This window comes from Mesorhizobium sp. M7A.F.Ca.MR.362.00.0.0 (assembly GCF_004023175.1).
GTDB lineage: Bacteria > Pseudomonadota > Alphaproteobacteria > Rhizobiales > Rhizobiaceae > Mesorhizobium.
In genome coordinates, this window is sequence record NZ_RZTF01000048.1 from 1 (window position 1) to 25763 (window position 25763).

Here is a 25763-nt window from a genome sequence, read left to right on the forward strand (position 1 = left end):
ATTCTGTAGCCTTGATGGCAGGTGCCGCAATCCGAGCCGATAGCGCCGACTTGCGCCTTCAGCGCGTCGGCATCGGCGGGAGCCGCAGCGACCGCGGCCTTCACGTCTGCGAGATATTTGTCCTCGGCTGCGTTGAAGCCAGCCATGTCTTGCCAGATCTTCGGCGAGGCCGTGGTGTCGCCGGTGTCGCTGCCGGCCGGAAACAGCGCATCGGCATCAAATTTTTCCGCATTCGCCTGCAACGCCTGAAGTTGCGTCAGCACAGCCGCGGCATCAAAGGGCTCCTCGCCCTTGACAACTTTCGACAGGCCGCCGACGATCTTTCCACGTTCCTTCATCAGTGCCTGCCGGTCGAGGACCGGGTCGGCAAAAGCCGCCGAGGCCGCGAGTGCGAGCATAGAGATGGCGATAACAAGCTTTCTCATTCAATTGGCTCCATGATGAAGGCATTTCGGGACAGGACGTTAACGGATGCCGCAGGAGGAAAATTCCCTCCCCGGACGACTTTTGCCAGATCTTTGCTTTTTATGGGACACTGAAAAAGAAAAGCCCCGGGTGATACCGGGGCTTCCTGGAAATCGATCACTTCGCCTTTTCGTACAATTCAAGGACATGGTCCCAGTTGATCAGGCTGTCGACGAACGCCTCGAGATATTTCGGCCGGGCGTTGCGATAGTCGATGTAATAGGAATGCTCCCAGACATCGACGCCGAGGATCGGCGACGCGCCATGGACGAGCGGGTTCTCGCCGTTCGGCGTCTTCGAGATCGCCAGCTCGCCATCCTTGACGGAAACCCAGGCCCAGCCGGAACCGAACTGGGTCGTGCCGGCGGCAATGAAGTCGGCCTTGAACTTGTCATAGCCACCGAGATCGCTATCAACTGCCTTCTGCAAGGCGCCCGGCAGCTTGTTGCCGCCGCCGCCTTTCTTCATCCACTTCCAGAAATGGATATGGTTGTAGTGCTGGGCGGCATTGTTGAAGAGGCCGGCATTCTTGCCGAACGACTGCTTGACCACCTCTTCGACCGACAGATCACCCAAGCCTGCCTCGGCGGCGAGCTTGTTTCCGTTATCGACATACGCCTTGTGGTGCTTGTCGTGGTGATATTCCAGCGTCTCTTTCGACATGTAAGGCTGCAGGGCCTCATAGTCGTAAGGCAGAGCGGGCAATTCAAAGGCCATGGATAGTACTCCCTCGTGGAAAAATCCGGTGTCGATACCGGAGTAAGATAGGTCTGGAATGGATTGGGACAACTCCGGATGAAGCGTCGGTCGCCTTTTTATCCGCTCAAGCAGCGGAAGTCGAATGCGCCCAATCCCAATAGAGTTCGCGCGCCTTTTTGGCCACCGGCCCGGGTTGCAGATTGCGATCCTCGATACGCGTGACCGGCACGACCTTGGAATGGTTCCCGGTCGAAAAAATTTCGTCCGCTTCGAGGAAATCGCGCACCGACAGCGTCTTTTCCGTGGTCTTGAACCCATACTCGCCAAGCAGCGTTATCGTGCGCGAGCGGGTGATGCCGGACAGGAAGGTGCCGTTCGGCGCCGGTGTAAAGACATGACCGTCCTTGACCAGGAAGATGTTCGAGGTCCCGGTCTCGGCAACGTTGCCCAGCATGTCGAGCACCATTGCGTTGTCGAAGCCGCGCATCTTGGCTTCGAGAATGGCCCGACCGTTGTTGGGGTAAAGGCAGCCGGCCTTGGCGTTGGTCGGCATGGTTTCGATGGTCGGACGCCGGAACGGCGACACGGTCACCGAAAAGCCAGTCGCCGGAATCATCGGCGATTCATAGAGGCAAAGGCAAAAGCGGGTAGACGCCGGATCGGCCGGGACGCCCATATAGCCGCCATGCTCGGCCCAGTACATCGGCCTGATATAGACCGCCGTCTTGCCGTCGAACTTCTTCAACCCGTCCCATGTCAGCCCGACGATCTTGTCGGCGCTCATGTTCGGCTTCAGGCCGAGTGCGATCGCCGAAGAATTCACCCTGGCGGCATGGAGGTCGAGATCCGGCGCCACGCCTTCGAACCAGCGGCCACCGTCGAACACGCTGGTGCCGAGCCACATGGCGTGGCTGCGCGGCCCCAGAATGGCGACGTTGCCCTCGTGCCAATCACCATCGACGAAAGTCCATGTCGCGGATTGCGCCGCAGCCGCCAGTGTCATCGTGTGGTCCCGCCTCAATCGGTCTCGTGTGACGGCCATTGGAAGATGCTTTGGCGGGCGCCGTCAACCGGCATCATGGAGTTTTGTTGAGGCCAGTGCCGGGGCGCAATGCAATCAAAGCTTGCACCTTGTCGCACCTGCCCTCAAAACTGTTGTCATGCAATACGCCGCCTATGTCTTCGACGCCTATGGCACACTGTTCGACGTGCATGCCGCCGTGCGTCGTCATGCCGACCGGATCGGGCCGGACGGCCAATTGTTGTCCGAGATCTGGCGCGCCAAGCAGCTCGAATATTCCTGGGTGCGCACGCTGATGGGCGCCTATGCCGATTTCTGGCAACTGACCGAACAGGCGCTCGATTTCGCCTTGCGCAAAGTTCCCTCGGCTGACCCCGGTCTCAAGGCGATATTGCTGGATGCCTACTGGCGGCTGGATTGCTATCCGGAAGTGCCGGCCGTGCTCAAGGCGCTCAAGGCTTCGGGAGCGAGGCTGGCGATCCTGTCCAACGGCTCGCCCGAAATGCTGCAGGCGGCGGTCAAGTCCGCCGCGCTCGACCAGGTTCTGGATGACATCTATTCCGTCGATAGGGTGCGGCGCTTCAAGACCGACCCGGCGGTCTACGATATGGTCGCCACCGGCTGGCGCCTCTACCCCGGCGCGGTTTCCTTCCAGTCCTCCAATCGCTGGGACATTGCAGGCGCCACCAAATTCGGTTTTCGCACGGTGTGGATCAACCGCTCCAACCAGCCCGAAGAATACCGGGATTTCCCACCGGCCCTTATCCTGCCGTCGCTCGAAGCCCTTGTGCCCGGCAGCTAGGAAACCTGTGTCTCTGGCGCCACAGTAGCAGCCTGGTCACAGCTTCGCCTTTGTTTGCCCACGTTCGGGCCAGAATCGGAACCGCCTATCGTCCCAGGTGTTGTCAGGCACCCGCGCAACTGTCGGCGAATTCACGTTTTGTTGCGATTTGAGACTTAAAGAAGGCAACCATGTCCATTACCGAAATCGAATCTTTTCGCCTGAGCCGTCGCGGCTTTCTCAACGCCGCAGCCCTGGGCGCCGCTTCGATCGCGGTTTCCGCATGCGCTACCACCGGGCCGGGTCCGGTCGAGCCGCCGCCACCAACCTATGTCGAGCCGCCTCTGGCCGATTATGTGACGATGTACGCCGCTGTCAGCGACGGCGGCTTCGACTTGCCGGCCATCCCCGTCGACAAGATCGATCCGCAGTTCCTGCGTCAGATCGTTCCCGACCCGACGGGACAGAAGCCGGGAACCATAGTCGTCGATACCACCGGCCACTTCCTTTATCTGGTTCGCCCAGGCGGTCAGGCGATACGCTACGGTGTCGGCCTTGGCCGCGCCGGCTTCGAATGGTCTGGCGACGCCGTCGTTCAGTGGAAGCAGAAATGGCCGAAGTGGACGCCGCCGGATGAAATGATCGCCCGTCAGCCGGAATTGAAGCCCTATAGCGCCGACAATGGCGGCATGCCCGGCGGCCTGAAGAACCCGCTCGGCGCACGCGCGCTCTATCTGTTCCAGGGCAATGTCGACACGCTCTATCGTCTGCACGGCTCGCCGGAGTGGCGGTCGATCGGCAAGTCGGTCTCGTCAGGCTGCGTGCGTCTGATGAACCAGGACATTATCGACCTCTATGATCGCGTGCCCTCGAAGACTCCTGTCGTCGTGACCAGCGACGCCAGCCAACCCATGGTGGCGACGGCCAACCGACAGGCGATCCCGATCGACGCCGGCGTGCCGGACGGATCGGTGCTGCTTGGACCGGTCAAGGCGATCACCAATTCGATCTTCTGATCTGCGGGGGCGTGACGAGGTTTGCCCCTGAGGAGCTTTAGCTGTTCCTCAGCGGGCGCCAATGTAGCAACCTTCATGGACCATGCAGAGATTGCCGTCGCGCCGTGCAGGACGTTCACACCCTGATCTCACTGGGGAGCGCACTTTAGGCGAACGGGCTCACTTCAGTCCCAGATGCAAGGACAGTCGATTTGCAGCTCCTCGAAGGTGCTTTTCCGCAGCTTTGCGAGCCTCTTGTGGATTCCCCTCCGCGATCGCGTTGAATATGGCGATATGCTCTTCCTGAACTTGGGAGAGTAGGGCATTTCGCAGCGAACTGGCGCGAGCCTTTCGGATAAAATTCCGTACATGCGACTCCAGGAAATTGGACATTTCCTTGAAATGCGGATTGCCGCAGGCATCGACGATCTCTCTGTGAAAGGCCATATCCTCCTCAACGCCGGCTTCATCGTTGTCGAACGCCCGCTGGATGGCATGTAATTGCATTTCAATCGCCGCAAGCTGCTTTGCTGAGCGCCGTTCGGCAGCCAAAGCTGTTGCAGCCGATTCCACCGCCATCAGAAGCTCGATGATGTTTTCAACATCCAATGCATCGGTCAGATCAACACCGGCCAATCGAAACGCCATCTCCTTCGTCTCGATTACGAACGCCCCTAGACCCTGCCGGGTTGCAACGAGTCCGTCGCGTTTGAGGATGCCGATTGCTTCCCTGACGATCGGCCTGCTCACACCATATTTTTCCGATAGCTCGTGCTCCGTTGGCAGCTTGTCGCCCTTGGCGTGTGCGCCCGAAGTGATGTCACTCCTGATCCTCGAGGCTACGGAATCGGCAAGTGAAGGTCCTCGTCTAACCTTTTCATCATAAACCATACGGTGCTCCAACCATCGTCGCTTTCGGACTGCACATCTAAGCCGTTGTGGCTCTGTTGTACCCACGCTGCCGCGAATTTTCTTTTGTGAGAATAGCAGATTTAACTTGTCAGGCAACCTGGCAATATGGTTCATTGGCAACTGCGGCATGCGGTACCAACGCCTTGCTGGTGCGCGAACGCTGGGATGTCGTGTCGGCAACGGTCCGAAGCGTGAGAACGCTCAGTCGCTGAGGACCGGTCGGGTCTTCGCAAGAACGGATAGAGAAACGGGAGGAAGCGCATGAATATTTTTGATGATCCGCAACGGTTACGCCGGCTTGCACAAGAGGCCACCGAATACACCGACTTCAATCGCCGGACTCTTCTGAAGAGTGTGGGCGGTCTGATCGGCGGCGCGGCGCTTGCAAGCACATCGATACTTGCCAGCGCCGAGGAAATAACGCCGCCCGCTGCCGGCAAGAAGGTGCGCATTGGCGTCCCGCTGACCTACGGGCCGTTCAATCAGCCGTGGCGCCGTGGCTGCTGGCAGATCGTCAAGGCGGTGCTCGATGCCGGAGGCGAGGTCGTCACGATTCGCGGCGAGCCGACAAAGCCAAGCGAACAGTCCGCCGAGCGGGCGCTGCTCGACCGCGGGATCGACGCGCTTGTGATGGGGATCTACTCGCAAGAATCCGAAACCGCCTATATTGCGGACGAGGCGCACAAGAGAGGCATCAAGACGGTCGGCTTCACCATTCCGGTCAAGAATTCACCGGCCGTCATGGACGATGTCTGGGGAACTGCGACCACGCTCGGCTACTTCGTTCAGAACTATACCGGCCGCCAGGGCACCTTCGCCCAGACCGCGGAACAGCGTGGTTATTTCACGCCGTTCGACATGGAAGTGGACATGTTCGAACTCATGTGCCGCTACGAGCCGCGCATGAAGGTGCTGCCCTTCATCGACGGCGGCCAGGGTACGACCGATGAGATTTCGGTCGGCCGTAAGAACATGCTGTCGCTTTTGCAGGCCCATCCGGAGCCTGGTTCGCTTGCGGCCTTCATCTCGTGGTGGTGGCCATTCACGCTCGGCGCGGCGCAGGCGCTGAAACAGATGAACAGGGACGACGTTCCGCTGTTCAATCACTACCTGTCGACCCAGTTCCTTGAAGCCTGGGCGGCCAAGCAGGTGCCGGTGGTCTTCAGCTGCGACTCGCCCTTCCCTGAAATCGGCCGCAAGACCGGCGAACTCGCGGTTAAGCTCGCGCGAGGCGAGGACGTGCCAAATATCGTCTACCGCATCCCCGTGATCACCAAGACGCCGGATCAGGCGAGCGAGGCTCTCGCCGAACTCAAAAGCTGGGACGAGCAGGCAATCGCCCTGCTGAAACAGTACGGCGGCTAGACGCGAACTGGCATACGGCGAGCAGAGCGTTGCCGCCGTATGCCCCGCTTTCAGCAGAATGCGACTCGTGCCGAAGGGTGCCGGGACCCAATCCATTTGGTGACGGCAATCGCGTGGCACTGAACCGTACCCTTGCATCTGATCAACGAACGACTGGAATCTAAAAAGTGACGCATGTGGAGCAGGAAAGCCTTGCCAAGGCGAACACAGCCAAGGGTACTGCCGTCAACGCAGTGCCAGCGGGAAGACGCGAACCCGCCGTCATGCGGTTTCTCAGGCAATGGGGAACAATCATCGTCCTGGTCGTGGCCGCCGTTGGATTTTCCATAGCCTCGCCCTACTTCGCCACCGCTTCCAACTTGAACAACATCCTCTTTTCGATGATCGTCAGTGCGTTGGTCTCTATGGGATTGACCTGGGTCGTGATCGCGGGGAGCTTTGACCTTTCGATCGGTCTCACAGTGACGACGTCATCAATCCTCGTCGCCTTTCTGATCCCTATCACCGGCCCTTGGCTTGCAATCGTGTTTGCTCTGCTTGCCGCATGCCTGATCGGTGTGGTGAACGGGCTTCTGGTGACCTATGGACGGCTATCGGGCATTGTCGTCACGCTTGGTGTGATGTTCGTGCTCGATGGGATCAACGTTTTTATCACGGGCGGTTATCAGGTCCCTGTTAGCTACGACGAAACCGCATTCCTTTATCTCGGCCAGGGTAAGCTCGGAATCGTCGGCGTGCCCGTAATCATCCTGGTAGCGGTGTTCATCGTAGCCCTCATCGCCGCAGCGCGGACACGGATCGGCCACTACATCGCGGCGGTCGGCGACAATCCGATGGCGGCGTTCTACTCCGGGATCAACGTTTATCGATGGGTCATCCTCGCATTCGTGCTTTCGGCATTGATGTCGGGGATTGCGGGCGTGATCGTGACCGCTATCTCATCCTCGGCGCAACCGGTCGGTGGCGAGGGCTACCTCCTCGAGGCCTTCGCCGCGGTGTTCCTTGGCGCAACCGTGCTCGGAAAGGGCAAGCCACATCTGTTTGGCACTCTCGTTGGCGTCTTTTTCCTGTATATGGTGGATTCCGGGATGAATATGGTCGGCTTCCCCTTTGCCGCCCGCCACATCTTCCAGGGACTGGTGCTCATCGTCGCGGTTGGAGCAAATGCGCTTCTCAACCGTGAAGAAGTCCATCTCAAGTTTATCTGAGGTGACGGCGATGAACGCGACACCACTGGTTGAACTGAGGAATCTCGAGAAGGAGTTCGCCGGCACCAAAGCGTTGAAGGGCGTAAGCCTTAGCTTTCTGCGCGGCGAGGTGCACGGCCTGCTTGGTGAAAACGGAGCGGGCAAGTCGACCCTCATCAAAATCTTGACGGGTGTCTATGCCCCGAGCGCCGGTGAGATTTTCCTTGAAGGGTCACCGGTCAGGGTTTCCAGCCCGCCGGAAGCCCATCGGCTGGGCCTCGGAGCGGTCTATCAGGACGCAGAACTGGTATCCAGCTTCACGGTTGGGCAAAATATCCTTCTCGGCAATGAGCCTGGGAGGATCGGTATAAGCGACCGGGCGATCCATGACGAAGCTGCGGAGATTCTGTCGCAAATGGGCATCGAGCTCGACGTGCGGCGGCTTGCCGGCGCACTGTCCGCAGCCGAGATGCAACTCGTCACCTTGGCGACCTTGTTCCATCGGCGCTACAAACTGATCGTTCTTGATGAGCCGACAGCTCGCCTTTCGGCAGCGGAATCGGAAGTTCTTTTTCGGATCGTCGATGGCTTCAAAGCGCAGGGGATAGCCATCGTTTACATCTCCCATCGGCTTCGAGAGGTCCAGCAGATCTGCGACCGCGCCACGATCCTTCGGGGGGGACTTGTTTCCGGAACCCTTAATCGTGGCGAGGTCACCGAAGACCGCGTTACTGAACTCATGGTGGACCGCAGCCGCTCTGAGCTTGCGACCTACAATGATGGCAACAGCGTCCGTCCAGAAGTCCTGGTTGAGGTTGCTGGCCTCGGCACGGCGCAGTTGGCGCCCCTCAGCTTCAAGATACAAGCCGGAGAGGTGCTGGGCTTCACCGGTCCCGTTGGCGGCGGGATGGAAGATGTCGCACGGGCGCTTGGCGGCATCAGCCGGCATTCCGGCACGGCAAAGGTGCGGGGCAAAGCGGTCAATCTGGCCACCCCGATCGCTGCACGTCGTTCAGGCATCGCGCTGATCCCCGAGGACCGGCGCAAACAAGCCCTTTTTCCCGCACTCTCGGCTGCCGAAAACATCTGCCTGCCGGTCCTGCATTCGTTGCAACGTTTTTTGATGATCCGGCCCGGCACCATGAAAAGATATGCAGAAGCCGTGCTGGACCAGCTTGCGGTGCGCCCACGCGCTTCCTCCACGCAGGTGCGCTTCTTCTCCGGTGGCAATCAACAGAAGCTGGTCATCGGCAAATGGATGAGTGCGAAAGCCACCGTCTATATCATCGTGGAGCCGACCAACGGCGTCGATGTCGGTGCGATCAAGGAAATCTACGATATCATACTGCAACTTGCCCGCGATGGCGCCGCAGTCCTGCTCATTTCGTCGTCCCTGAACGAAATGCTCGCGCTCGCCGATCGGATCATGGTCATCCATGACGGCAACTGCGTCGCGGAGGCACCGAAAAAGAGCTGGACATATGACGACCTTCTGGCCGTCACCCTGAGCGGCAAGTCGCGACACACGGCGTCGCCGCCGCACGTCACCCGTTCAACAGAAGAGGAAAGCAGATGAGCACGGATATCAGGCTCTACATGTTCCAGACTGGGCAGATTCGACAGAAGGAGGTCGATATCAAGCTTGGCTACAGCCAGGACGAGTTCTTCACCCCAATCCCCTGGTACCTAATCGTCCATCCCAAGGGAAACATCGTTATCGACGGCGGCACAGCGGTTGAAGCAGCGCGTGATCCGGTTGGCTGGTGGGGCGACACCACCAAGAAATACTATCCTATCATGGATCCCGAAGAGGGCTGCGTGAACCAACTCGGCAAGATCGGAATGAAGCCCGACGATATCAAGTTCGTGCTGCATTCGCATTTGCATCTCGATCACTCCGGCGCCTGCGGCAATTTCCCAAAAGCCCGCCATCTTGTGCAGCGGCGGGAGATTGCATGGGCGTTCGCCGCCGACTGGTTCATGCAAGGCGGCTATATCAAGAAGGATCTGACCAAGGATGGCATCAACTGGGACGTGATGGAGGGCGAGGACCAGTATGATGTTTTCGGCGATGGCAGCGTGCAGACTTTCCTGTCTCCGGGACACACCCCCGGCCACCAGTCCATCATGGTACGGCTGCCCAACACCGGTTCGATCCTTCTCGCAATCGACGCCGCTTACACGATGGATCACTGGGAAGAGAAATGCCTGCCCGGCGCGCTGACGTCCGCGCAGGAAGCCGCTGCTTCCGTCAGAAGGCTGCGGCGCATCGCCGAGAAAGAAAACGCGATTGTCGTGCCAGGCCACGACATGGAAACCTGGAAGAAGTTCAAGAAAGCTCCGGCGGAATACTATGACTAGGTTCCGCTGAAATATGCGGCCGGCGGAAGATCGCCGGCCGCACCGCTAAAAACCAAAATGGTCCTTCAAAATCAGTTGCGCGCGCGGACCGCCTCAACAAGGCGGCGCGGTACGCGTGGCGGGTTGCACGAGAGTATTTACCAGATGCACAAGGCTGCTCTCGATCAAATCCAGCAGCGCTGGAACGAGGCCTCCGCGCCATGGGATAAGAAATTGCTCTCCCAGATTTATACGCAGGACGCTCTTTTTTTCGGTCTACTGCCTAGGTTGTACGTCGGACGATCTGAAATAGAGGAGTATTTTGGAAGCTATCAACTCATACTAGAAAAAGTGAATTTAACGCTTGTCGACCAGAATACGAGATCGTTGAGTCGAGGTCTGTTCGCGGCGCAAGGGTTTGGCGATATCATTAATTACTATCGTGACGGCTCTGTCGTAAAAAATAGGGTCAGGACTTCGTTCGTTGTTTCAAGAATCAATGGTGACTGGCAGATTTATTTGCACCATTTCTCTGAGCTGATCCGGGATAAATAAAGTCTACGGACAGTGGCGAGGCTCGCCAGGAACCGCGCTGAGCAACGGGGGTTCTACTCGCGCGACGGGTGGCGCATAGCTGCCGCTCCTTACCTGCCCCTCGACAGACTCCCCAATATCCCGCGCACGATTGCCCGGCCGACCGACGAGCCAACCGAGCGCACCACCGACTTGATCGCCGCCTCGGCCACAGTCTGGCGGTTGGACGGGCGCGGTGCAGATGTGCGCCTGCCACCGGATTGCGGCGCGGGATCGTCATTGCCGAAGCCCGGAATGGTCCAGCGCGAGCCGCCGCTGCCGGCCTGCTGGGCCTGCTCTTCGGCATCCTGCGCGTCCTTGGCCTTTTTTTGCAGCATTTCGAAAGCCGATTCGCGATCGACGGCCTGATCGTACTGGCCGGCGACCGGGCTTTCCTGGATCAGCTTTTGTCGCTCGGCGGCCGTTATCGGTCCAAGCCGCGAGGATGGCGGGCGGATCAGTGTCCGCTGCACCATGGACGGAACACCCTTGGCCTCCAACGTCGAGACCAGCGCCTCGCCAGTGGCAAGCTGTGTGATGGCGGTCATGCAGTCGAAATCAGGATTTGGCCGGAACGTTTCGGCCGCCGTCCGGACTGCCTGCTGCTCACGCGGCGTATAGGCGCGCAGCGCGTGCTGGACGCGATTGCCGAGCTGGGCCAGGACTTTTTCAGGGATATCCAACGGGTTCTGCGTGACGAAATAGACGCCGACGCCCTTCGAGCGGATCAGTCGGACCACTTGTTCGACGCGATCGATCAGCACCTTGGGTGCTTCGTCGAACAGAAGATGCGCCTCGTCGAAAAAGAACACCAGCTTCGGCTTGTCGGGGTCGCCGACTTCCGGCAGCACCTCGAAGAGTTCCGACATCAGCCATAGCAGGAAGGTCGCGTAGAGCCGCGGATTCATCATCAGCTTGTCGGCGGCAAGCACGCTGATGGCGCCGCGTCCGTCGCGGGTGGTGCGCATGATATCGGCGATACGCAGTGCCGGTTCGCCGAAGAAATTTGCGGCTCCCTGTTGCTCCAGGACCAGCAGCGTGCGCTGGATCGCCCCGACCGATGGCTTCGTCACGTTGCCGTAGCGCGAGCCGATCTCGTCGGCACGCTCGGCGATGTTGGCCAAGAGCGCCTGCAGGTCCTTCATGTCGAGCAGCAGCAGACCTTCCTCGTCAGCCAGGCGGAAGGCGATGTTCATGATGCCTTCCTGCGCCTCGGTCAGGTTCATCAGGCGCGACAGCAACAACGGCCCCATTTCCGAGACCGTGGCGCGGATCGGATGACCCTGTTCGCCGAACAAGTCCCAGAAGATGACGGGGAATTCCTGGAAGTTATAAGGATCGAGCTTGACCTGTTCGGCCCGCTTGACGAGGAAATCCTGTGCCGTGCCCATCATCGCGATGCCCGACAGATCCCCCTTGATGTCGGCGCAGAACACAGGCACGCCGGCGTTGGAAAATCCTTCGGCCAGGATCTGCAAGGTGACGGTTTTGCCGGTACCGGTGGCGCCGGTCACCAGGCCGTGACGATTCCCATATCGTAGCAACAGTTGCTCGGCACGCTGATAGCTGTCGTCGGGCTTGCGGCTGGCGCCGATGAAAATACTGGTGTCGTCAGCCATATGTCCGGTCTCCGCAAACTGATGTGTCTAAAGCCAGTGGCCTTGCCGCAGGTATAGTGAGGCCATTGCACAGCGACAATGCCATTCGTCCAAATCGGGGCCATTCGTCCAAATCCGGGCCATTCGCCCAAGTCCGGGCCATTCGCCCAAATCGCCCCATTCGTTCAAATCGGGTTTTTGGAGCTTGCGGATTTTGCCGCTGTTTGGCAATCGTCGTCCACGCGGATTGACCTATATCTGATGGATCGAATCCGGTCTCTGGAAGCGCATTGCATTGCGATATCGGACCAGGGACCGTAGACTGCACCGCTCCCGGCCGGTGCGGCCGCATGAAACGAGGAGGACGGATGGGCGCCGGAGCCTTGATCCAGGACGTGGAACCCGAAAACATCGAGCGTCAGCGATGGCTCGCCTTGGCGGAAAAGGCTTTGGCAGGCGCTTCCTTCGAGGAAAGGCTGGTCTCGCACAGCGACGACAACATCCGTATCGAACCGCTCTACGACCGCAGCACCGCGGCGGAACCGATCGTACGCGCACACCCGAAATCGCCATGGATCGTCAGCCAGCGGGTCGACGATCCCGACACCAACCGCGCCAAAAGCCAAGCGCTGGAGGATGTGGCACAGGGTGCCACGGGATTGTCGCTGGTCTTCGAGGGGGCGCCGAACGCGTTCGGCTACGGCTTGCCGAGAACAGCGGAGGCGCTGGAGGCGGTGCTTGACGGCATACCGCTCAACCGCATCCAGGTTCGCATCGACGCCCATCCCTGGAGCCGCGCCGTGGCCGACTGGCTGGTCGCTTTCCTGAGCAAGCGGCGGTCGGACCCGGCGAAACTCAACCTCTCCTTCGGCATCGATCCAGCAGCGATCTTTGCGGGAACCGGTCGGCTGCGCATGTCGATCGAGGCGCTGCGGGCCTCCATGCCGCAGTCGCTGGCGCATTTCTTCGCGATGGGCGTTCCGGGCGTGCTGCTGGAAGCTGACGGGCGCGTGTTCCACAATGCCGGCGCCACGGAAGCGCAGGAACTTGGCATCATGCTGGCTTCGGCTGTCTCCTACCTCAGAATGTTCGAGACGGCGCGGCAGCCGCTTGTCTATGCCGCACCTCATATCGGTTTTGCACTCAGCGTCGACCAGGACCAGTTGCTGTCGATAGCCAAGATGCGGGCGCTGCGCAGGCTCTGGGCGCGGGTGCAGGAGGCTTGTTCGATCCCGACATCCACGGCCAGTATCCATGCCGAGACGTCGTTTCGCATGATGACGGCGATGGACCCGGAGACCAACATCCTGCGCACCACCATTGCATGCTTTGCCGCGGCGTGCGGCGGCGCCGATTCGATCTCCATCTTGCCGCACACGATCGCGCACGGTCTGCCGGCGGGTTTTGCCCGTCGTGTTGCCCGCAACACGCAGCTGATCATGGCCAATGAAAGCCATATCGATCATGTCACCGATCCCGCCTATGGTTCCGGCGCTGTGGAAGCGCTGACCGCGGAATTGTGCGAACTGGCCTGGGCGGAGTTGCAGACGATCGAAGCCGAGGGCGGTGTCCTGTCCAGCCTTCAGGACGGACACATCCAGAAGCGCGTCCACGCAGCGGCGGAGCAGCGCAATGCAGCCTACCGCGCAGGCCAACGGGCCATCATCGGCACCACGCTCTATCCATCGAAAGACGAACGTCCGGTCGAGACGCTGGCGGCGGAACGGCGGCCGGCCTTCACCGAAGGCGTTGCCGTCTGCGAGCCGCTGTTTCCAGTCCGCATCGACCAATCGATCGGAGCCGGCTCTTGATCCCGGACTTCGGCCAGATCGGCTGGGTCCCGCCACGCCGCACGCCTGTCGAGGTCAAAGGCCAGCGGACCACGCCGGAAGGGCTCATTGCCAAGCATCTGTACAATCAAAGCGATCTCAAGGGGCTGCCGCATCTCGACACCTATCCCGGCCTGCCGCCCTTCGTGCGCGGCCCCTACCCGACCATGTATGTCCAGCAGCCCTGGACGATCCGGCAATATGCCGGTTTCTCGACCGCCGAAGATTCCAACGCCTTTTACCGGCGCAACCTTGCCGCCGGCCAGAAGGGGCTGTCGGTCGCCTTCGATCTCGCCACGCATCGCGGCTATGACAGCGACCACCCGCGCGTTGCCGGCGATGTCGGCATGGCGGGCGTCGCCATCGATTCCATCCTCGACATGCGGCAGCTCTTCGACGGCATTCCGCTCGACGAGATGACGGTATCGATGACGATGAACGGCGCGGTGCTGCCGATCATGGCGCTTTACATCGTCGCCGCGGAAGAACAGGGCGTTGCACAGAGGGATCTCGCCGGGACCATTCAGAACGACATTTTGAAGGAGTTCATGGTCCGCAACACCTACATCTATCCGCCAAAGCCTTCGATGCGGATCGTGTCGGACATCTTCTCATACACATCGAAGAACATGCCGAAGTTCAATTCGATATCGATCTCCGGCTATCACATGCAGGAGGCCGGCGCGACGGCCGACCTTGAGCTCGCCTACACGATCGCCGATGGCATCGAATATGCCCGCGCCGGCGTCGCGGCGGGCCTCGACATCGACCGCTTTGCGCCTCGCCTGTCCTTCTTCTGGGCCATCGGCATGAATTTCTTCATGGAAGTCGCCAAGCTGCGGGCCGCGCGCCTGTTGTGGGCGACCCTGATGCAGAAGAATTTTTCGCCCAAGGACGAGCGCTCGCTGTCGCTGCGCACCCATTGCCAGACTTCTGGCTGGTCGCTGACAGCGCAGGATCCCTACAACAACATTGTCCGCACCATGATCGAGGCAATGGCTGCAACGCAGGGCCACACCCAGTCGCTGCACACCAATTCCTTCGACGAGGCGATGGCGCTGCCGACCGAGCACTCGGCGCGGATCGCCCGCAACACCCAGCTCATCCTGCAAAAGGAATCCGGCACCACGCGCATCATCGACCCGTGGGGCGGTTCGGCCTATCTCGAACGGCTGACGCATGATCTGGCGGCGCGCGCTCTTGCCCATATCGAGGAGGTCGAGGCGCTCGGCGGCATGGCCGCAGCGACCGAACAGGGCATTCCCAAGCTTCGCATAGAGGAAGCCGCCGCACGCACGCAGGCGCGCATCGATTCCGGCGAGCAGATGCTGGTCGGCGTCAACGCCCATCGGCCCGAGACCGACATCGAGGTCGACGTGCTGAAGATCGACAATGCAGAGGTCCGGGCGCGGCAATTGTCGAAACTGCAACGGCTGAAGGGCACGCGCGACGTCGGCGCCGTCGAAAGCGCGCTCGATGAGCTGACCCGTGCCGCGCAAGGCAATGAAAACCTGCTGGAATTCGCCATCCGAGCCGCGCGCGCCAATGCCACCGTCGGCGAGATTTCATTCGCGTTGGAAAGGGCGTTTGGGCGCCACGTCGCCACGGTACAGACCATTTCCGGGGTCTATCGCAAGGCGCTTGGCGATCATCCCGTGGTCGACGGGCTGCAGGACAAGCTTGACGCCTTCGAGAAGAAGACCGGCGGCAAGCCGCGCATCCTGGTCGCCAAGATGGGTCAGGACGGCCACGACCGTGGCCAGAAGGTCATCGCCACGGCCTTCGCCGATCTCGGCTTCGACGTCACCGTCGGCGCGATGTTCCAGACACCGGAGGAGATCGCCAAGCTGGCGGTCGCACAGGACGTCCACCTCGTCGGCGCCTCGTCGCTGGCGGCGGGACATCTGACGCTGATCCCCGAACTGCGCGACGCGCTGAAAAAGCTCGGCTGCGGCGACATGCTGATCGTCGCCGGCGGCGTCATCCCACCGCAAGACTATGACGCGGTGCGACAGGCCGGCGCTGCCGAGATCTTCCCGCCGGGAACTGTTATTCCGGAGGCGGCGGATCGGCTGCTGGACCGGCTGCTGGCGGTCCGCTAGGCTTGTTATAATATCTGTTGCAACTTCTCGCCGGTCGAGTTATAATCGGCGTTGCAACAGGATATCTGTCATGAACACGACCATTCGCAAGATCGGCAATTCGGAAGGTGTGATCCTGCCCAAGGATCTGCTCGATCGTCTGAACATGAAGACAGGTGATCAGCTCCAGATCGTCGAAACGGACAAGGGCATTGCCCTTGAGCCGATGGACGACAGTTTCGAGCGGCAGATGGAAGCTGCTCGCAAGGTCATGGACAAATACAAGGTCGCGCTTCAGAAGCTCGCCGAATGAGCTGGGAGTTCCTTACCCGGCGTGCGGTTGAAGCGATGCATGCCGAGCAGTTGCGCAGGCATGGCGGTGCTCAAGGTTTGAGAGATGAAAATGCTCTCGAATCTGCGCTCGCGCGTGCCGAGAACAAGGCCAACTACGAAAACCCTTCGGTTGAAGACCTAGCAGCCGCCTATGTCTTCGGCATCGCAAGAAATCATGCCTTTGTCGACGGCAACAAGCGCACGGCCATAGTTGCAGCCGGTGCATTTTTGATCGTGAACGGCCATGTCCTGACAGCCGACAACGGCACGCTCTACGAATTCGTCATGGCCCTTGCTTCAGGCGAGATCGATGAAGCCGGAGCCGCGGCGTTCTTCCGCGACCATGTCGTCAAGATCGAGGATTAGCTCTCGGAGAGCTTGACGATTTCCCATTCCTTGCCGTTGACGCTGGCCAAGTCGCCGACCTTCTTGCCGAACAGGGCGACAGCCATCGGTGACACATGGGAAATCGTGCCCTTGGCCGGATCTGCCTCGTCCTCGCCGACGATCTTCCAGTGCACCTTCCTGCCGTCATTGCTCTCGATCGTGACGCCCATGCCGAAGCGCACAAGGTTACTGCCCGGCTCCGGTACGGAGAGTTCGGCGCTTTCACGCCGGGCGGTCCAATAGCGCAGGTCGCGCGACACGACCGCGATGCGCTCGCGGTCGGCTTTGCGTTCGGCTTTTGCCAATATGTCGCGCAGATCGGCCAGATTCTCCTCGATCTGCGCCAGGCCGCGTTCCGTCACCAGATTGCGATGGTGGCTGACCGGCCGCTCACCGACGCCGGCGATGGCATTTTCGCTGTCTTCCTCGCGGGTGAAAGCTCTGCTCATTGCCTGAACTTAGGCCCGCAGAGGCTGCTCGACAAGCCATTGTCGCTTCCGTCGAGAGGAGAGGCAGAGCGTCTGGCACGATTCCTGCGACGCCAAGGCTGAACGCTGGGATTCTGTGCCGATGTTGAACAGACGAACGCTGCTGACCGGAACCGCCGGCTTCGCCGTCATGGGCCTTGCGCTCGGCAAGGCGGCCACTGCCAATCTGACCGGCATCGAGAAAGCCTCGATGCGCGGCTCGATCAATGCCACCGAACTCGGCGTGCAGCCCGGCACATCAGACGATCAGAGCAAGGCCTTCGCCAAACTGCTGCGTGACGCAAACAGCCGCGACATGCCGATATTCCTGCCGCCCGGCACCTATGTCGTCTCCAATCTTTCGCTGCCCGGCCGCGTACGTCTTTCCGGCGTGCCGGGCGCGACGCGCATCGTCTATGGCGGTGACGGCCACCTGTTCATGACTGAGCAGGCCGACCATATCGAACTTAGCGGGCTGGTCTTCGATGGTTCTAACCGCACGATGGGCGATTACACGCAAGGGCTGCTCGATCTGCGCCGTATCGCGCACCTCGCCATCGACAATTGCCAGATCACCGGCAGCGGCAAGAACGGACTGGCGCTGGAACACGCGGCGGGCCGGGTCGAGCGCAGCGAGATATCGGGCGCCGCCAATGCCGGCATCTATTCGGTCGAGGCTGGCGGGCTATCTATCACTGATAACACCGTCTCCGATTGCGCCAATGGCGGCATCCTCGTGCATCGCTGGCAGGTGGCGGAAGACGGCACCATTGTCACCGGCAACCGCGTCCAAGGGATCCAGGCACGCAGCGGCGGAACCGGGCAGAACGGCAACGGCATCAATGCCTTTCGCGCCGGCAATGTCGTCATCTCGGGCAACATCGTCTCGGACTGCGCCTTTTCGGCGATCCGCGCCAACAGCGCCAGCAACCTGCAGATATCGGGCAACACCTGCTCGCGTTCGGGCGAAACGGCGGTCTATTCCGAGTTCTCGTTCGAAGGCGCCATCATCAGCAACAACATTGTCGACGGCGCCTCCAACGGCATCTCGATCGTCAATTTCAACGAAGGCGGCCGCATGGGCGTCTGCTCCGGCAACATCGTGCGCAATCTGTCGACCAGCGGCCCCTACCCCGCCGACTCGCCGGGATTTGGCGTCGGCATCGGCGTTGAGGCCGACACCACCGTTTCCAACAACGTCATCGAGAACGCGCCGCTTTATGGCATGCAGATCGGCTGGGGTCCCTACCTGCGCAATGTCGTCGCTACGGGCAACATCATCCGCAAGGCCGGAACCGGTATCGTCGTGTCCGTGGTCGAGGGTGCCGGCACGGCGGTCATTTCAGACAATGTCATCGACGGCGCACTGAACGGTGCGGTTGTCGGCCAGCGCTGGGCGGAGCCCGCGACAGGCGACCTCGCCTCGTCAAACGGTAGCGGCTACGCGCATCTGACCGTCGAGCGCAATCACGTCAGTTGAGGGCTGCTGCCGGCCTCAGCGCTCCGACCTTGGCACCGTTGCGGTTTTCGATGGGCGTGTTTGCCAATTCGAGCAGCTTCGCCGCCAAGACCTCGTCGGCACGCAACAGTTTGGCAAGGACGGCGGCAACCATGGCTTCGCCGGCGCGGCCGGCACCATCGTCGCATTTGAGTGCGATGCCGAGGCCAAGTTCCGGAATTGCGGCACAATGGACGCCTTCGGCGCCGCCTTTCGTAAAGATCCGCCCTGGTGCGGCCTCCATCAGCGCGACGTCTTCGCGACCGGTGCCGGCCACGAAGAACGGCTCAGCCATGCAGGCGGAAAGCAGCCGCTTTGCAGCCTTGGCTCGCTCTGGGCCAAAGCCTGATGTCGTGGCCATGCGGGCAAAGCCGAGCGCGAAGCTCCTGAGCGGCACCGCATAGGTTGGGATCGAACAGCCATCGATGGCCCGCTGGTCCGCGCCATGGACAGCGCCCGTGACCGACTGCATGGCGTCGCGCACCATCTCCTGCAGGCCGTGTCCCGGCTTGACATAGCCGCGATGCGCAATGCCGGCGTGGACGCAGGTGCAGAGGAAGCCGGAATGCTTGCCGGAGCAATTGTTGTGCAATGCGTTCGGCGAGCCGCCGGCGCGGGCGAGCGCAATCTCGGCGTCATGATTGGACGGCCAATGCGTGCCGCATTCGAGCGCTGAACCGTCCAGCCCGGCCTTGGCCAGCATGGATCGCGCCAGTTCGACATGGGCCGGCTCGCCCGAGTGGGACGCACAGGCAAGCGCCAGTTCGCGGTTGCCGAAGCCATAGGCATCGGCCGCCCCGCTTTCGACCAACGGCAGTGCCTGGATCGCCTTGACCGCCGAGCGCGGAAACACCGGCTTGGCCGTGTCGCCGATCTCCCAGACGGGCTTGCCGTCGCCATCGAAGACCGCGACCGAGCCGCGATGCGCGCTCTCGACGATCGCGCCGCGCAACACTTCGATCAGAACCGGATTTGTCATGAACCCTCCCGTAAATGCGGGCGGTTTATCTGATCCGGTCGAGAATGGAAACGTAGTTGGCGACCGCCGCACCGCCCATATTGAAGATGCCGCCAAGTTTTGCGCCCGGCACCTGGATGCCGCCGGCCTCGCCGACAAGCTGCATGGCGGTCAAGACATGCATCGACACGCCCGTGGCGCCGATCGGATGGCCCTTGGCCTTCAGCCCGCCGGATGGATTGACCGGCAGGCGACCATCCTTGGCCGTTGTGCCGTCCAGCGCCAGCTTCGCCCCCTCTCCCGGCTTGGCAAGGCCCATCGCCTCGTACTCGATCAGTTCGGCAATGGTGAAGCAGTCATGCGTTTCGACGAAGGACAGATCGTCGAGCGTCACGCCGGCCGATTTCAACGCCCGGTTCCAGGCCTGTTCGCAGCCTTCGAAGGTCAGGATGTCGCGCTTCGACATCGGCAGGAAATCCTGCACATGCTCGTTGGCGCGGAAGGCAACGGCACGGCGCATCTTCAGCGCGGTGGCGGTATCGGCAAGGATAAGGGCGGCGGCACCGTCGGAGACCAGCGAGCAGTCGGTGCGCTTCAGCGGGCCGGCAACGAAGGGGTTCTTCTCGCTCTCCTGGCGGCAGAACTCATAGCCGAAATCCTTGCGCATCTGGGCATAGGGATTGTCGACGCCGTTCTTGTGGTTCTTGGCGGCAATCATGGCCAGCGCATCCGACTGGTCGCCGTAGCGCTGAAAATAGGCCTGCGCGATCTTGCCGAAGACGCCGGCGAAACCCGCCGGCGTGTCGCCATCTTCGGGCAGGTAGGACGCCTTGAGCAGGTTCTTGCCGATTTCGGGACCGGACGTCGTCGTCATCTGCTCGGCGCCGACCACCAGCACGATGCGGGCGGCATTGGCGTCGATGGCCCGGATACCTTGCCTGACCGCCGCCGATCCGGTGGCGCAAGCGTTCTCGACACGCGTCGCCGGCTTGAAGCGCAGCCGGTCGTCGGCCTGAAGCACCAGGCTGGCGGTGAAATCCTGCGCCGAAAAGCCTGCGTTGAAATGGCCGAGCACGATCTCGTCGACCTCGTCGGGACCGATGCCGGCATGGTCGAGCGCGTCCGTTGCCACCTTGACGATGAGGTTTTCGAGTGTTTCGCCCTCGAGCTTGCCGAAGCGCGAATGCGCCCAGCCAACGATGCATGCGGTCATGGCGGTCTCCATCCTTGGCGCCAGCCTAACATGTGGGCTCACGGCGCATTTCGCCTTTATTGTTCAAATATAAACAATCCTGCCCACTTCGTGAAGGGCGGGAGGCGGACAATCGCTTGGTACAGCCAAGATCGCGGTCGATTTTTTTGTTGATTGACGCGTCAATAAAAAATAATCCTGTTTTCTCAAAGGATCATCGCGAGATGCCGAAAGTCGGAATGGAACCGCTGCGCCGCAAGGCGCTGATCGACGCGACGATCTCGGCGATCGGCGAGCGCGGCTCGCTCGACGTCACCATGTCCGAGATCGCCGGACGCGCCGGGGTTTCGTCGGCTCTTGCCCATCACTATTTCGGCGCCAAGGACGAGTTGTTGCTGGCGACGATGCGGCACATCCTGGCCGAACTGACCATCGACATGCGACGCGCCCTTCAATCGACTGGTACCGCGCGCCAGCGCGTTTCGGCGGTGGTCGCCGTCAACTTCTCCGACATCCAGTTCCAGCCGGAAACCATCGCCGCCTGGCTCGCCTTCTATGTCGAGGCGCAGAAATCATCGGCCTTGCGCCGGCTGCTCAGGGTCTATGCGCGGCGGCTGCACTCGAACCTGATGAGCGGGCTTGTCGGCATCCTGCCCAGGGCCGAGGCCGACCGCGCCGCCGAAGCGACTGCGGCGATGATCGACGGGCTCTACATCAGGCGGGCGCTGAAAGACGGCGTGCCTGATGCCGCGACCGCAATCGCGCTGGTCGAGGACTATCTCGAAACAAAACTTGGCGAGCGGCGCAAACAGTGACAACGAAGCGACCCAATTTTCTGATCGTCATGGTCGACCAGCTCAACGGAACCTTGTTTCCGGACGGCCCGGCGGATTTTCTGCACACACCGCATCTGAAAGCGTTGGCTGCGCGTTCGGCGCGCTTTGCCAACAACTATACGGCGTCGCCGCTCTGCGCACCGGGCCGTGCCTCGTTCATGAGCGGGCAATTGCCGTCGCGCACCGGCGTCTATGACAACGCCGCCGAATTCGCCTCATCGATCCCGACCTTCGCCCATCATCTGCGCGCCGCCGGCTACTACACCTGCCTGTCGGGCAAGATGCATTTCGTCGGGCCGGACCAGTTGCACGGTTTCGAGGAACGGCTGACGACCGACATCTACCCTGCCGATTTCGGCTGGACGCCGGACTACCGCAAGCCCGGCGAGCGTATCGACTGGTGGTATCACAATCTGGGCTCGGTGACCGGCGCCGGCGTTGCCGAGATCACCAACCAGATGGAGTATGACGACGAGGTCGTGTTCCTAGCCACACAGAAGCTCTATCAGCTTTCGCGCGAACAGGACGATGCGAGCCATCGGCCATGGTGCCTCACCGTCTCGCTGTCGCACCCGCACGATCCCTATGTCGCGCGCAAGCAGTATTGGGATCTCTATGAGCATTGCCAGGCGCTGGATCCGGAAACCGGGTTCATCGCGCATGACGAGCAGGATGCGCATTCCCGGCGGCTGTACCACGCCAGCGATTATCCTTCCTTCGAGATCACGCCGGAACAGGTGCGTCGTTCGCGGCAGGGCTATTTCGCCAACATCTCCTATGTCGACGACAAGCTGGGCGAGATCCTGGATGTTCTCGAGCGCACCCGCATGGCCGACGACACAATCATCCTGTTCTGCTCGGACCACGGCGACATGCTCGGCGAGCGCGGCCTATGGTTCAAGATGAGCTTCTTCGAGGGCTCGGCGCGCGTGCCGCTGATGATTGCCGGCAAGGGCGTTCACGCCGGGCTGATCGAGACGCCGGTTTCCAATCTTGACGTGGCGCCGACGCTTTGCGACCTCGCCGGCATCGACATCGCTGCAATCGCGCCGTGGACCGACGGCCAGTCGCTGCTGCCGCTCACCAAGGGTATTGAGCGCACCGCGCCGGTGCTGATGGAATATGCGGCCGAAGGGTCCAACGCGCCCTTGGTTGCGATCCGCGACGGCAGATACAAATTCGTCCATTGTGAACTCGATCCGCCGCAACTGTTCGATCTCGAAGCCGATCCGCTCGAACGGGACAATCTGGCCGACGACGCGGCCAATGCGGGCCTGGTGGCGGCATTCATGGACAAGGTCCAGGCGCGCTGGGACATGGCCGGCTTCGACGCCGCTGTCCGCGAAAACCAGGCGCGCCGCTGGGTCGTCTATCCGGCGCTGCGCAACGGCGCCTATTACCCCTGGGATTTCCAGCCGCTGCAAAAAGCGTCCGAGCGTTACATGCGCAATCACATGAACCTCGACAATCTCGAAGAGAGCAAAAGGTATCCGCGAGGCGAATGATGTCAGACCTTCTCGTCCCCTCCCTCGACCACCTCAAGCAGGCCTATGCCGTCACCTCCAGGGCGACGCAGATCACACCGCTGCTGGAATCGGCGGCACTGGCCCGCGAGACGGGTGCGGCCCGCGTCTTCATCAAGCCGGAATCGCTGCAATGGGCCGGATCGTTCAAGGTGCGCGGCGCCTATTGGCGCCTGAAGCAGCTTTCCACTGATGAGGCCAGGAAAGGCGTCGTCGCCTACTCCTCCGGCAATTTCGCGCAAGGGCTGGCGGCTGCCGGCCAGGCGCTCGGCATTCCCGTCACCATCGTCATGCCGATCGACGCACCGGCCGCCAAGCGTGATGCTACGGCCGGCTATGGCGCCCGCGTCGTGCTGACCGACCATGGCGAACGCGCGCGTGAGGAAGTCGCCGCCGCCAAGGCACGCGAGATCGCCGAGACCGAAGGCTTGGCCCTGCTGCATCCATTTGACGATCCGGAGATCGTTGCCGGCCAGGCGGGCGCCGGCCTCGAAGCGCTTGACCAACTCGAAGCCAAAGGCGCCAGCGCCGATCTTTTGTTCTGCTCGGTCGGTGGCGGTGGGCTGATCGGCGGCGTTTCGCTCGCCTTCCACTATCTGTCGCCCGCCACTGAGATCATCGGCGTCGAACCTGAAGGTTTCAACGGCATGGGCTCGTCGCTGGCACATGGCAGCATCGAGACGATGCCGATCGGGCCGAAGTCGATCTGCGACGGGCTGATGTCGCGACGGCCGGGCGACGCGCCTTTCGCGGCAGTCAAGACCGCCGGTGTTCGCGGCATCACCGTCGACGACCAATCGGTGCGCAGCGCCATGCGGATCGCCTTCGAGCGCATGAAGCTGGTGCTGGAGCCGTCTGGTGCTGCCTCGCTCGCCGCACTGCTCGGCGTCAAGGTGGATGTGAGGGGCAAGACCGCCCTTGTTGTGGCTACCGGCGGCAATGTCTCGCTCGCCGATTTCATGGCGCATATGAACCATGCTTGAAGCAGATTTCGTCATCATCGGCTCCGGCTCGGCCGGCTCGGCCATGGCCTATCGCCTGTCTGAAGACGGCAAGCATTCGGTCATCGTCATCGAATTCGGCGGCAGCGATATCGGGCCGCTGATCCAGATGCCGTCGGCGCTGTCGATCCCACTCAACATGAGCCTCTACGACTGGGGTTTTGCCAGCGAGCCGGAACCGCATCTCGGCGGCCGCGTGCTGGCGACACCGCGCGGCAAGGTTATCGGCGGCTCGTCCTCGATCAACGGCATGGTCTATGTGCGCGGCCACGCCCGCGATTTCGACCATTGGGCCGAAGAGGGTGCGGCCGGCTGGGGCTTCGCCGACGTGCTCCCCTATTTCAAGCGTATGGAAGATTCGGACGGCGGCGAGGATGGCTGGCGCGGCCACGGCGGGCCGCTGCATGTGCAGCGCGGCTCGCGTAAAAATCCGCTCTATGGCGCCTTTGTCGAGGCTGGTCGCCAGGCCGGGTTCGAACTGACCGAAGACTACAATGGTTCCAAGCAGGAAGGTTTTGGGCCGATGGAGCAGACCATCAGCGGCGGTCGCCGCTGGTCGGCGGCATCGGCCTATCTGAAGCCGGCGCTGAAGCGCAAAAATGTGAGTCTGGTCAAGGGCTTTGCGCGGCGCGTGATTATCGAGAATCAACGCGCCATCGGCGTCGAGATCGAAGCTCACAAACAGATTCAGGTCGTTAAGGCGCGACGTGAGGTGATCGTCGCCGCATCGTCGATCAATTCGCCCAAGATACTGATGCTGTCCGGCATCGGCCCGGCCGAGCATTTGCGCGAAAACGGCATTCCGGTGGTGGCCGACCGGCCCGGTGTCGGCCGCAATCTGCAGGATCATATGGAGCTCTACATCCAGCAGGAATCATTGCTGCCGATCACGCTCAATTCGGTGCTGAACCCGTTCTCGAAAGCACTCATCGGAGCGCAGTGGTTGTTCCTCAAGACCGGGCTTGGCGCCACCAACCACTTCGAAGCGGCAGCCTTCGTGCGCTCGCGCGCCGGCGTCGACTACCCCGATATCCAGTACCATTTCATCCCGGCGGCAGTCCGCTATGATGGCAAGGCGGCTGCGAAATCGCACGGCTTCCAGGCGCATGTCGGACCGATGCGCTCGAAGTCGCGCGGTTCGGTGACGCTGCGTTCGCCGGACCCGAAATCCAAGCCGATGATCCGCTTCAACTACATGTCGCATCCAGACGATTGGGAGGAGTTCCGCCACTGCATCAGGCTGACGCGCGAGATCTTCGGGCAGTCGGCGTTCGACCCCTATCGGGGCAAGGAAATCTCTCCGGGCAGCCACATTCAGTCGGACGACGAGCTCGACATCTTCATCCGCGATCATGCCGAGAGCGCCTACCATCCTTGCGGCACTTGCAAGATGGGCCGCGCCGACGACATGATGAGCGTCGTCGATCCGGAATGCCGGGTCATTGGCGTCGAAGGATTGCGGGTCGCCGATTCCTCGATCTTCCCGCGCGTCACCAACGGCAATCTCAATGCGCCATCGATCATGACCGGGGAGAAGGCTTCCGATCACATCCTTGGCCGGACACCGCTGGCGCCGTCCAACCAGGAACCATGGATCAATCCGCGCTGGCAGGCGTCGGACAGATAGAGCATGATCGTGACTGCACGATCATGCATGCCGCGAAGACGATTTGGAGACCTCCCATGCGCGCCCAGCCCACGGCATCGCACTATGTCAACGGA

At 61.3% G+C, this 25763-nt stretch carries 24 protein-coding genes; 16 read left to right on the forward strand and 8 right to left on the reverse strand.

All coding sequences use genetic code 11. The annotated features are described in order from the left end of the window. From EOC06_RS09350 to EOC06_RS09360, 3 genes are all read right to left on the reverse strand, one after another. Positions 1-425: cytochrome c (locus tag EOC06_RS09350; protein WP_127328083.1), on the reverse strand; the 425-nt coding region annotated here is incomplete at its 3' end. 157 nt (positions 426-582) lie between these two features. Continuing rightward, on the reverse strand, positions 583-1182 hold the full coding sequence (locus tag EOC06_RS09355; RefSeq protein WP_128307583.1) for a superoxide dismutase: 600 nt from the start codon (positions 1180-1182) through the stop codon (positions 583-585). A gap of 106 nt (positions 1183-1288) precedes the next feature. After that, positions 1289-2167, reverse strand: a complete 879-nt coding sequence (locus EOC06_RS09360) for a branched-chain amino acid aminotransferase (RefSeq protein ID WP_127269956.1) — start codon at positions 2165-2167, stop codon at positions 1289-1291. A gap of 157 nt (positions 2168-2324) precedes the next feature. On the opposite strand from EOC06_RS09360, the gene EOC06_RS09365 reads away from it, so the two are divergent. Both EOC06_RS09365 and EOC06_RS09370 read left to right on the forward strand, forming a co-directional pair. Further along, positions 2325-2987, forward strand: a complete 663-nt coding sequence (locus EOC06_RS09365) for a haloacid dehalogenase type II (protein ID WP_027035819.1) — start codon at positions 2325-2327, stop codon at positions 2985-2987. Positions 2988-3157: 170 nt separating this feature from the next. Then, entirely contained in the window at positions 3158-3982 is an 825-nt protein-coding gene (locus EOC06_RS09370) for a L,D-transpeptidase (RefSeq protein ID WP_127269960.1), read from the forward strand. A gap of 159 nt (positions 3983-4141) precedes the next feature. Here EOC06_RS09370 and EOC06_RS09375 read toward each other — a convergent pair whose 3' ends face one another. Next, positions 4142-4852, reverse strand: a complete 711-nt coding sequence (locus EOC06_RS09375) for a FadR/GntR family transcriptional regulator (RefSeq protein ID WP_127269962.1) — start codon at positions 4850-4852, stop codon at positions 4142-4144. A 282-nt stretch (positions 4853-5134) separates the two neighbouring features. On the opposite strand from EOC06_RS09375, the gene EOC06_RS09380 reads away from it, so the two are divergent. The 5 genes from EOC06_RS09380 to EOC06_RS09400 all read left to right on the forward strand — a co-directional run bounded on the left by EOC06_RS09380 (position 5135) and on the right by EOC06_RS09400 (position 10320). Beyond that, positions 5135-6238 carry a substrate-binding domain-containing protein gene (locus EOC06_RS09380; RefSeq protein WP_127269964.1) on the forward strand — a complete coding sequence of 368 codons (1104 nt, stop codon included), beginning with the start codon at positions 5135-5137 and terminating at the stop codon, positions 6236-6238. A gap of 167 nt (positions 6239-6405) precedes the next feature. Further along, positions 6406-7446, forward strand: coding sequence for an ABC transporter permease (locus tag EOC06_RS09385; RefSeq protein WP_245466276.1), 1041 nt, complete (start codon positions 6406-6408; stop codon positions 7444-7446). Further along, on the forward strand, positions 7403-9001 hold the full coding sequence (locus EOC06_RS09390; RefSeq protein WP_245469430.1) for a sugar ABC transporter ATP-binding protein: 1599 nt from the start codon (positions 7403-7405) through the stop codon (positions 8999-9001). The genes EOC06_RS09385 and EOC06_RS09390 overlap by 44 nt, the downstream gene beginning before the upstream one ends. Then, positions 8998-9786, forward strand: a complete 789-nt coding sequence (gene attM / locus EOC06_RS09395; RefSeq protein ID WP_127268346.1) for an N-acyl homoserine lactonase AttM — start codon at positions 8998-9000, stop codon at positions 9784-9786. The genes EOC06_RS09390 and attM overlap by 4 nt, the downstream gene beginning before the upstream one ends. Before the next feature lie 57 nt (positions 9787-9843). After that, on the forward strand, positions 9844-10320 hold the full coding sequence (locus tag EOC06_RS09400) for a nuclear transport factor 2 family protein (RefSeq protein ID WP_245469431.1): 477 nt from the start codon (positions 9844-9846) through the stop codon (positions 10318-10320). Between the two features lie 89 nt (positions 10321-10409). On the opposite strand, the gene EOC06_RS09405 is transcribed toward EOC06_RS09400, so the two are convergent. Continuing rightward, positions 10410-11957, reverse strand: a complete 1548-nt coding sequence (locus EOC06_RS09405) for a helicase HerA-like C-terminal domain-containing protein (protein WP_127327181.1) — start codon at positions 11955-11957, stop codon at positions 10410-10412. Between the two features lie 347 nt (positions 11958-12304). Between EOC06_RS09405 and EOC06_RS09410 the strand changes: the two genes are divergently transcribed. From EOC06_RS09410 to EOC06_RS09425, 4 genes are all read left to right on the forward strand, one after another. Further along, on the forward strand, positions 12305-13747 hold the full coding sequence (locus EOC06_RS09410) for a methylmalonyl-CoA mutase subunit beta (protein WP_128307584.1): 1443 nt from the start codon (positions 12305-12307) through the stop codon (positions 13745-13747). Next, a complete protein-coding gene (scpA, locus tag EOC06_RS09415; RefSeq protein ID WP_128307585.1) occupies positions 13744-15867 on the forward strand; it encodes a methylmalonyl-CoA mutase in 2124 nt (707 codons plus the stop codon). Before EOC06_RS09410 ends, scpA begins: the two co-directional genes overlap by 4 nt. Before the next feature lie 70 nt (positions 15868-15937). Continuing rightward, the gene (locus EOC06_RS09420) at positions 15938-16159 is read left to right on the forward strand and encodes an AbrB/MazE/SpoVT family DNA-binding domain-containing protein (RefSeq protein ID WP_127269970.1); all 222 of its coding nucleotides are present in this window, start codon (positions 15938-15940) and stop codon (positions 16157-16159) included. Beyond that, entirely contained in the window at positions 16156-16545 is a 390-nt protein-coding gene (locus tag EOC06_RS09425; RefSeq protein WP_127319079.1) for a type II toxin-antitoxin system death-on-curing family toxin, read from the forward strand. Before EOC06_RS09420 ends, EOC06_RS09425 begins: the two co-directional genes overlap by 4 nt. On the opposite strand, the gene greA is transcribed toward EOC06_RS09425, so the two are convergent. Further along, positions 16542-17015: a transcription elongation factor GreA gene (gene greA / locus EOC06_RS09430; RefSeq protein WP_128307586.1), complete on the reverse strand. Its 474-nt coding sequence runs from the start codon at positions 17013-17015 to the stop codon at positions 16542-16544. The two genes, EOC06_RS09425 and greA, sit on opposite strands and share 4 nt — an antisense overlap. Before the next feature lie 121 nt (positions 17016-17136). Between greA and EOC06_RS09435 the strand changes: the two genes are divergently transcribed. Continuing rightward, positions 17137-18513, forward strand: coding sequence for a TIGR03808 family TAT-translocated repetitive protein (locus EOC06_RS09435; RefSeq protein ID WP_128307587.1), 1377 nt, complete (start codon positions 17137-17139; stop codon positions 18511-18513). Here EOC06_RS09435 and EOC06_RS09440 read toward each other — a convergent pair. Together EOC06_RS09440 and EOC06_RS09445 are read right to left on the reverse strand one after the other, a co-directional pair. Next, entirely contained in the window at positions 18506-19510 is a 1005-nt protein-coding gene (locus EOC06_RS09440; RefSeq protein ID WP_128307588.1) for an asparaginase, read from the reverse strand. The two genes, EOC06_RS09435 and EOC06_RS09440, sit on opposite strands and share 8 nt — an antisense overlap. A 25-nt stretch (positions 19511-19535) precedes the next feature. Next, positions 19536-20702 carry an acetyl-CoA acetyltransferase gene (locus tag EOC06_RS09445; RefSeq protein ID WP_128307589.1) on the reverse strand — a complete coding sequence of 389 codons (1167 nt, stop codon included), beginning with the start codon at positions 20700-20702 and terminating at the stop codon, positions 19536-19538. 203 nt (positions 20703-20905) lie between these two features. Here EOC06_RS09445 and betI point away from each other — a divergent pair, with 203 nt between their 5' ends. The 4 genes from betI to betA are packed head-to-tail and all read left to right on the forward strand — an operon-like array spanning position 20906 to position 25668. Beyond that, complete coding sequence (gene betI / locus EOC06_RS09450) at positions 20906-21496, forward strand: transcriptional regulator BetI (protein WP_128307590.1); 591 nt, start codon at positions 20906-20908, stop codon at positions 21494-21496. Next, positions 21493-23022 carry a choline-sulfatase gene (gene betC, locus EOC06_RS09455; RefSeq protein WP_127380077.1) on the forward strand — a complete coding sequence of 510 codons (1530 nt, stop codon included), beginning with the start codon at positions 21493-21495 and terminating at the stop codon, positions 23020-23022. The genes betI and betC overlap by 4 nt, the downstream gene beginning before the upstream one ends. Next, positions 23022-24023 carry a threonine/serine dehydratase gene (locus EOC06_RS09460; protein ID WP_128307591.1) on the forward strand — a complete coding sequence of 334 codons (1002 nt, stop codon included), beginning with the start codon at positions 23022-23024 and terminating at the stop codon, positions 24021-24023. The genes betC and EOC06_RS09460 overlap by 1 nt, the downstream gene beginning before the upstream one ends. Further along, positions 24016-25668, forward strand: a complete 1653-nt coding sequence (betA, locus tag EOC06_RS09465) for a choline dehydrogenase (RefSeq protein WP_128307592.1) — start codon at positions 24016-24018, stop codon at positions 25666-25668. The genes EOC06_RS09460 and betA overlap by 8 nt, the downstream gene beginning before the upstream one ends. The last annotated feature ends 95 nt before the right edge of the window (positions 25669-25763 follow it).

Bases quoted from the DNA above. Each gene is read 5' to 3' on its own strand.
- EOC06_RS09355 (WP_128307583.1), bottom strand. From the start codon at position 1,182: ATGGCCTTTGAATTGCCCGCTCTGCCTTACGACTATGAGGCCCTGCAG.
- EOC06_RS09360 (WP_127269956.1), bottom strand. From the start codon at position 2,167: ATGACACTGGCGGCTGCGGCGCAATCCGCGACATGGACTTTCGTCGAT.
- EOC06_RS09365 (WP_027035819.1), top strand. From the start codon at position 2,325: ATGCAATACGCCGCCTATGTCTTCGACGCCTATGGCACACTGTTCGAC.
- EOC06_RS09370 (WP_127269960.1), top strand. From the start codon at position 3,158: ATGTCCATTACCGAAATCGAATCTTTTCGCCTGAGCCGTCGCGGCTTT.
- EOC06_RS09375 (WP_127269962.1), bottom strand. From the start codon at position 4,852: ATGGTTTATGATGAAAAGGTTAGACGAGGACCTTCACTTGCCGATTCC.
- EOC06_RS09380 (WP_127269964.1), top strand. From the start codon at position 5,135: ATGAATATTTTTGATGATCCGCAACGGTTACGCCGGCTTGCACAAGAG.
- EOC06_RS09390 (WP_245469430.1), top strand. From the start codon at position 7,403: ATGCGCTTCTCAACCGTGAAGAAGTCCATCTCAAGTTTATCTGAGGTG.
- attM (WP_127268346.1), top strand. From the start codon at position 8,998: ATGAGCACGGATATCAGGCTCTACATGTTCCAGACTGGGCAGATTCGA.
- EOC06_RS09400 (WP_245469431.1), top strand. From the start codon at position 9,844: ATGGTCCTTCAAAATCAGTTGCGCGCGCGGACCGCCTCAACAAGGCGG.
- EOC06_RS09405 (WP_127327181.1), bottom strand. From the start codon at position 11,957: ATGGCTGACGACACCAGTATTTTCATCGGCGCCAGCCGCAAGCCCGAC.
- EOC06_RS09410 (WP_128307584.1), top strand. From the start codon at position 12,305: ATGGGCGCCGGAGCCTTGATCCAGGACGTGGAACCCGAAAACATCGAG.
- EOC06_RS09420 (WP_127269970.1), top strand. From the start codon at position 15,938: ATGAACACGACCATTCGCAAGATCGGCAATTCGGAAGGTGTGATCCTG.
- EOC06_RS09425 (WP_127319079.1), top strand. From the start codon at position 16,156: ATGAGCTGGGAGTTCCTTACCCGGCGTGCGGTTGAAGCGATGCATGCC.
- greA (WP_128307586.1), bottom strand. From the start codon at position 17,015: ATGAGCAGAGCTTTCACCCGCGAGGAAGACAGCGAAAATGCCATCGCC.
- EOC06_RS09435 (WP_128307587.1), top strand. From the start codon at position 17,137: ATGTTGAACAGACGAACGCTGCTGACCGGAACCGCCGGCTTCGCCGTC.
- EOC06_RS09440 (WP_128307588.1), bottom strand. From the start codon at position 19,510: ATGACAAATCCGGTTCTGATCGAAGTGTTGCGCGGCGCGATCGTCGAG.
- EOC06_RS09445 (WP_128307589.1), bottom strand. From the start codon at position 20,702: ATGACCGCATGCATCGTTGGCTGGGCGCATTCGCGCTTCGGCAAGCTC.
- betI (WP_128307590.1), top strand. From the start codon at position 20,906: ATGCCGAAAGTCGGAATGGAACCGCTGCGCCGCAAGGCGCTGATCGAC.
- EOC06_RS09460 (WP_128307591.1), top strand. From the start codon at position 23,022: ATGTCAGACCTTCTCGTCCCCTCCCTCGACCACCTCAAGCAGGCCTAT.
- betA (WP_128307592.1), top strand. From the start codon at position 24,016: ATGCTTGAAGCAGATTTCGTCATCATCGGCTCCGGCTCGGCCGGCTCG.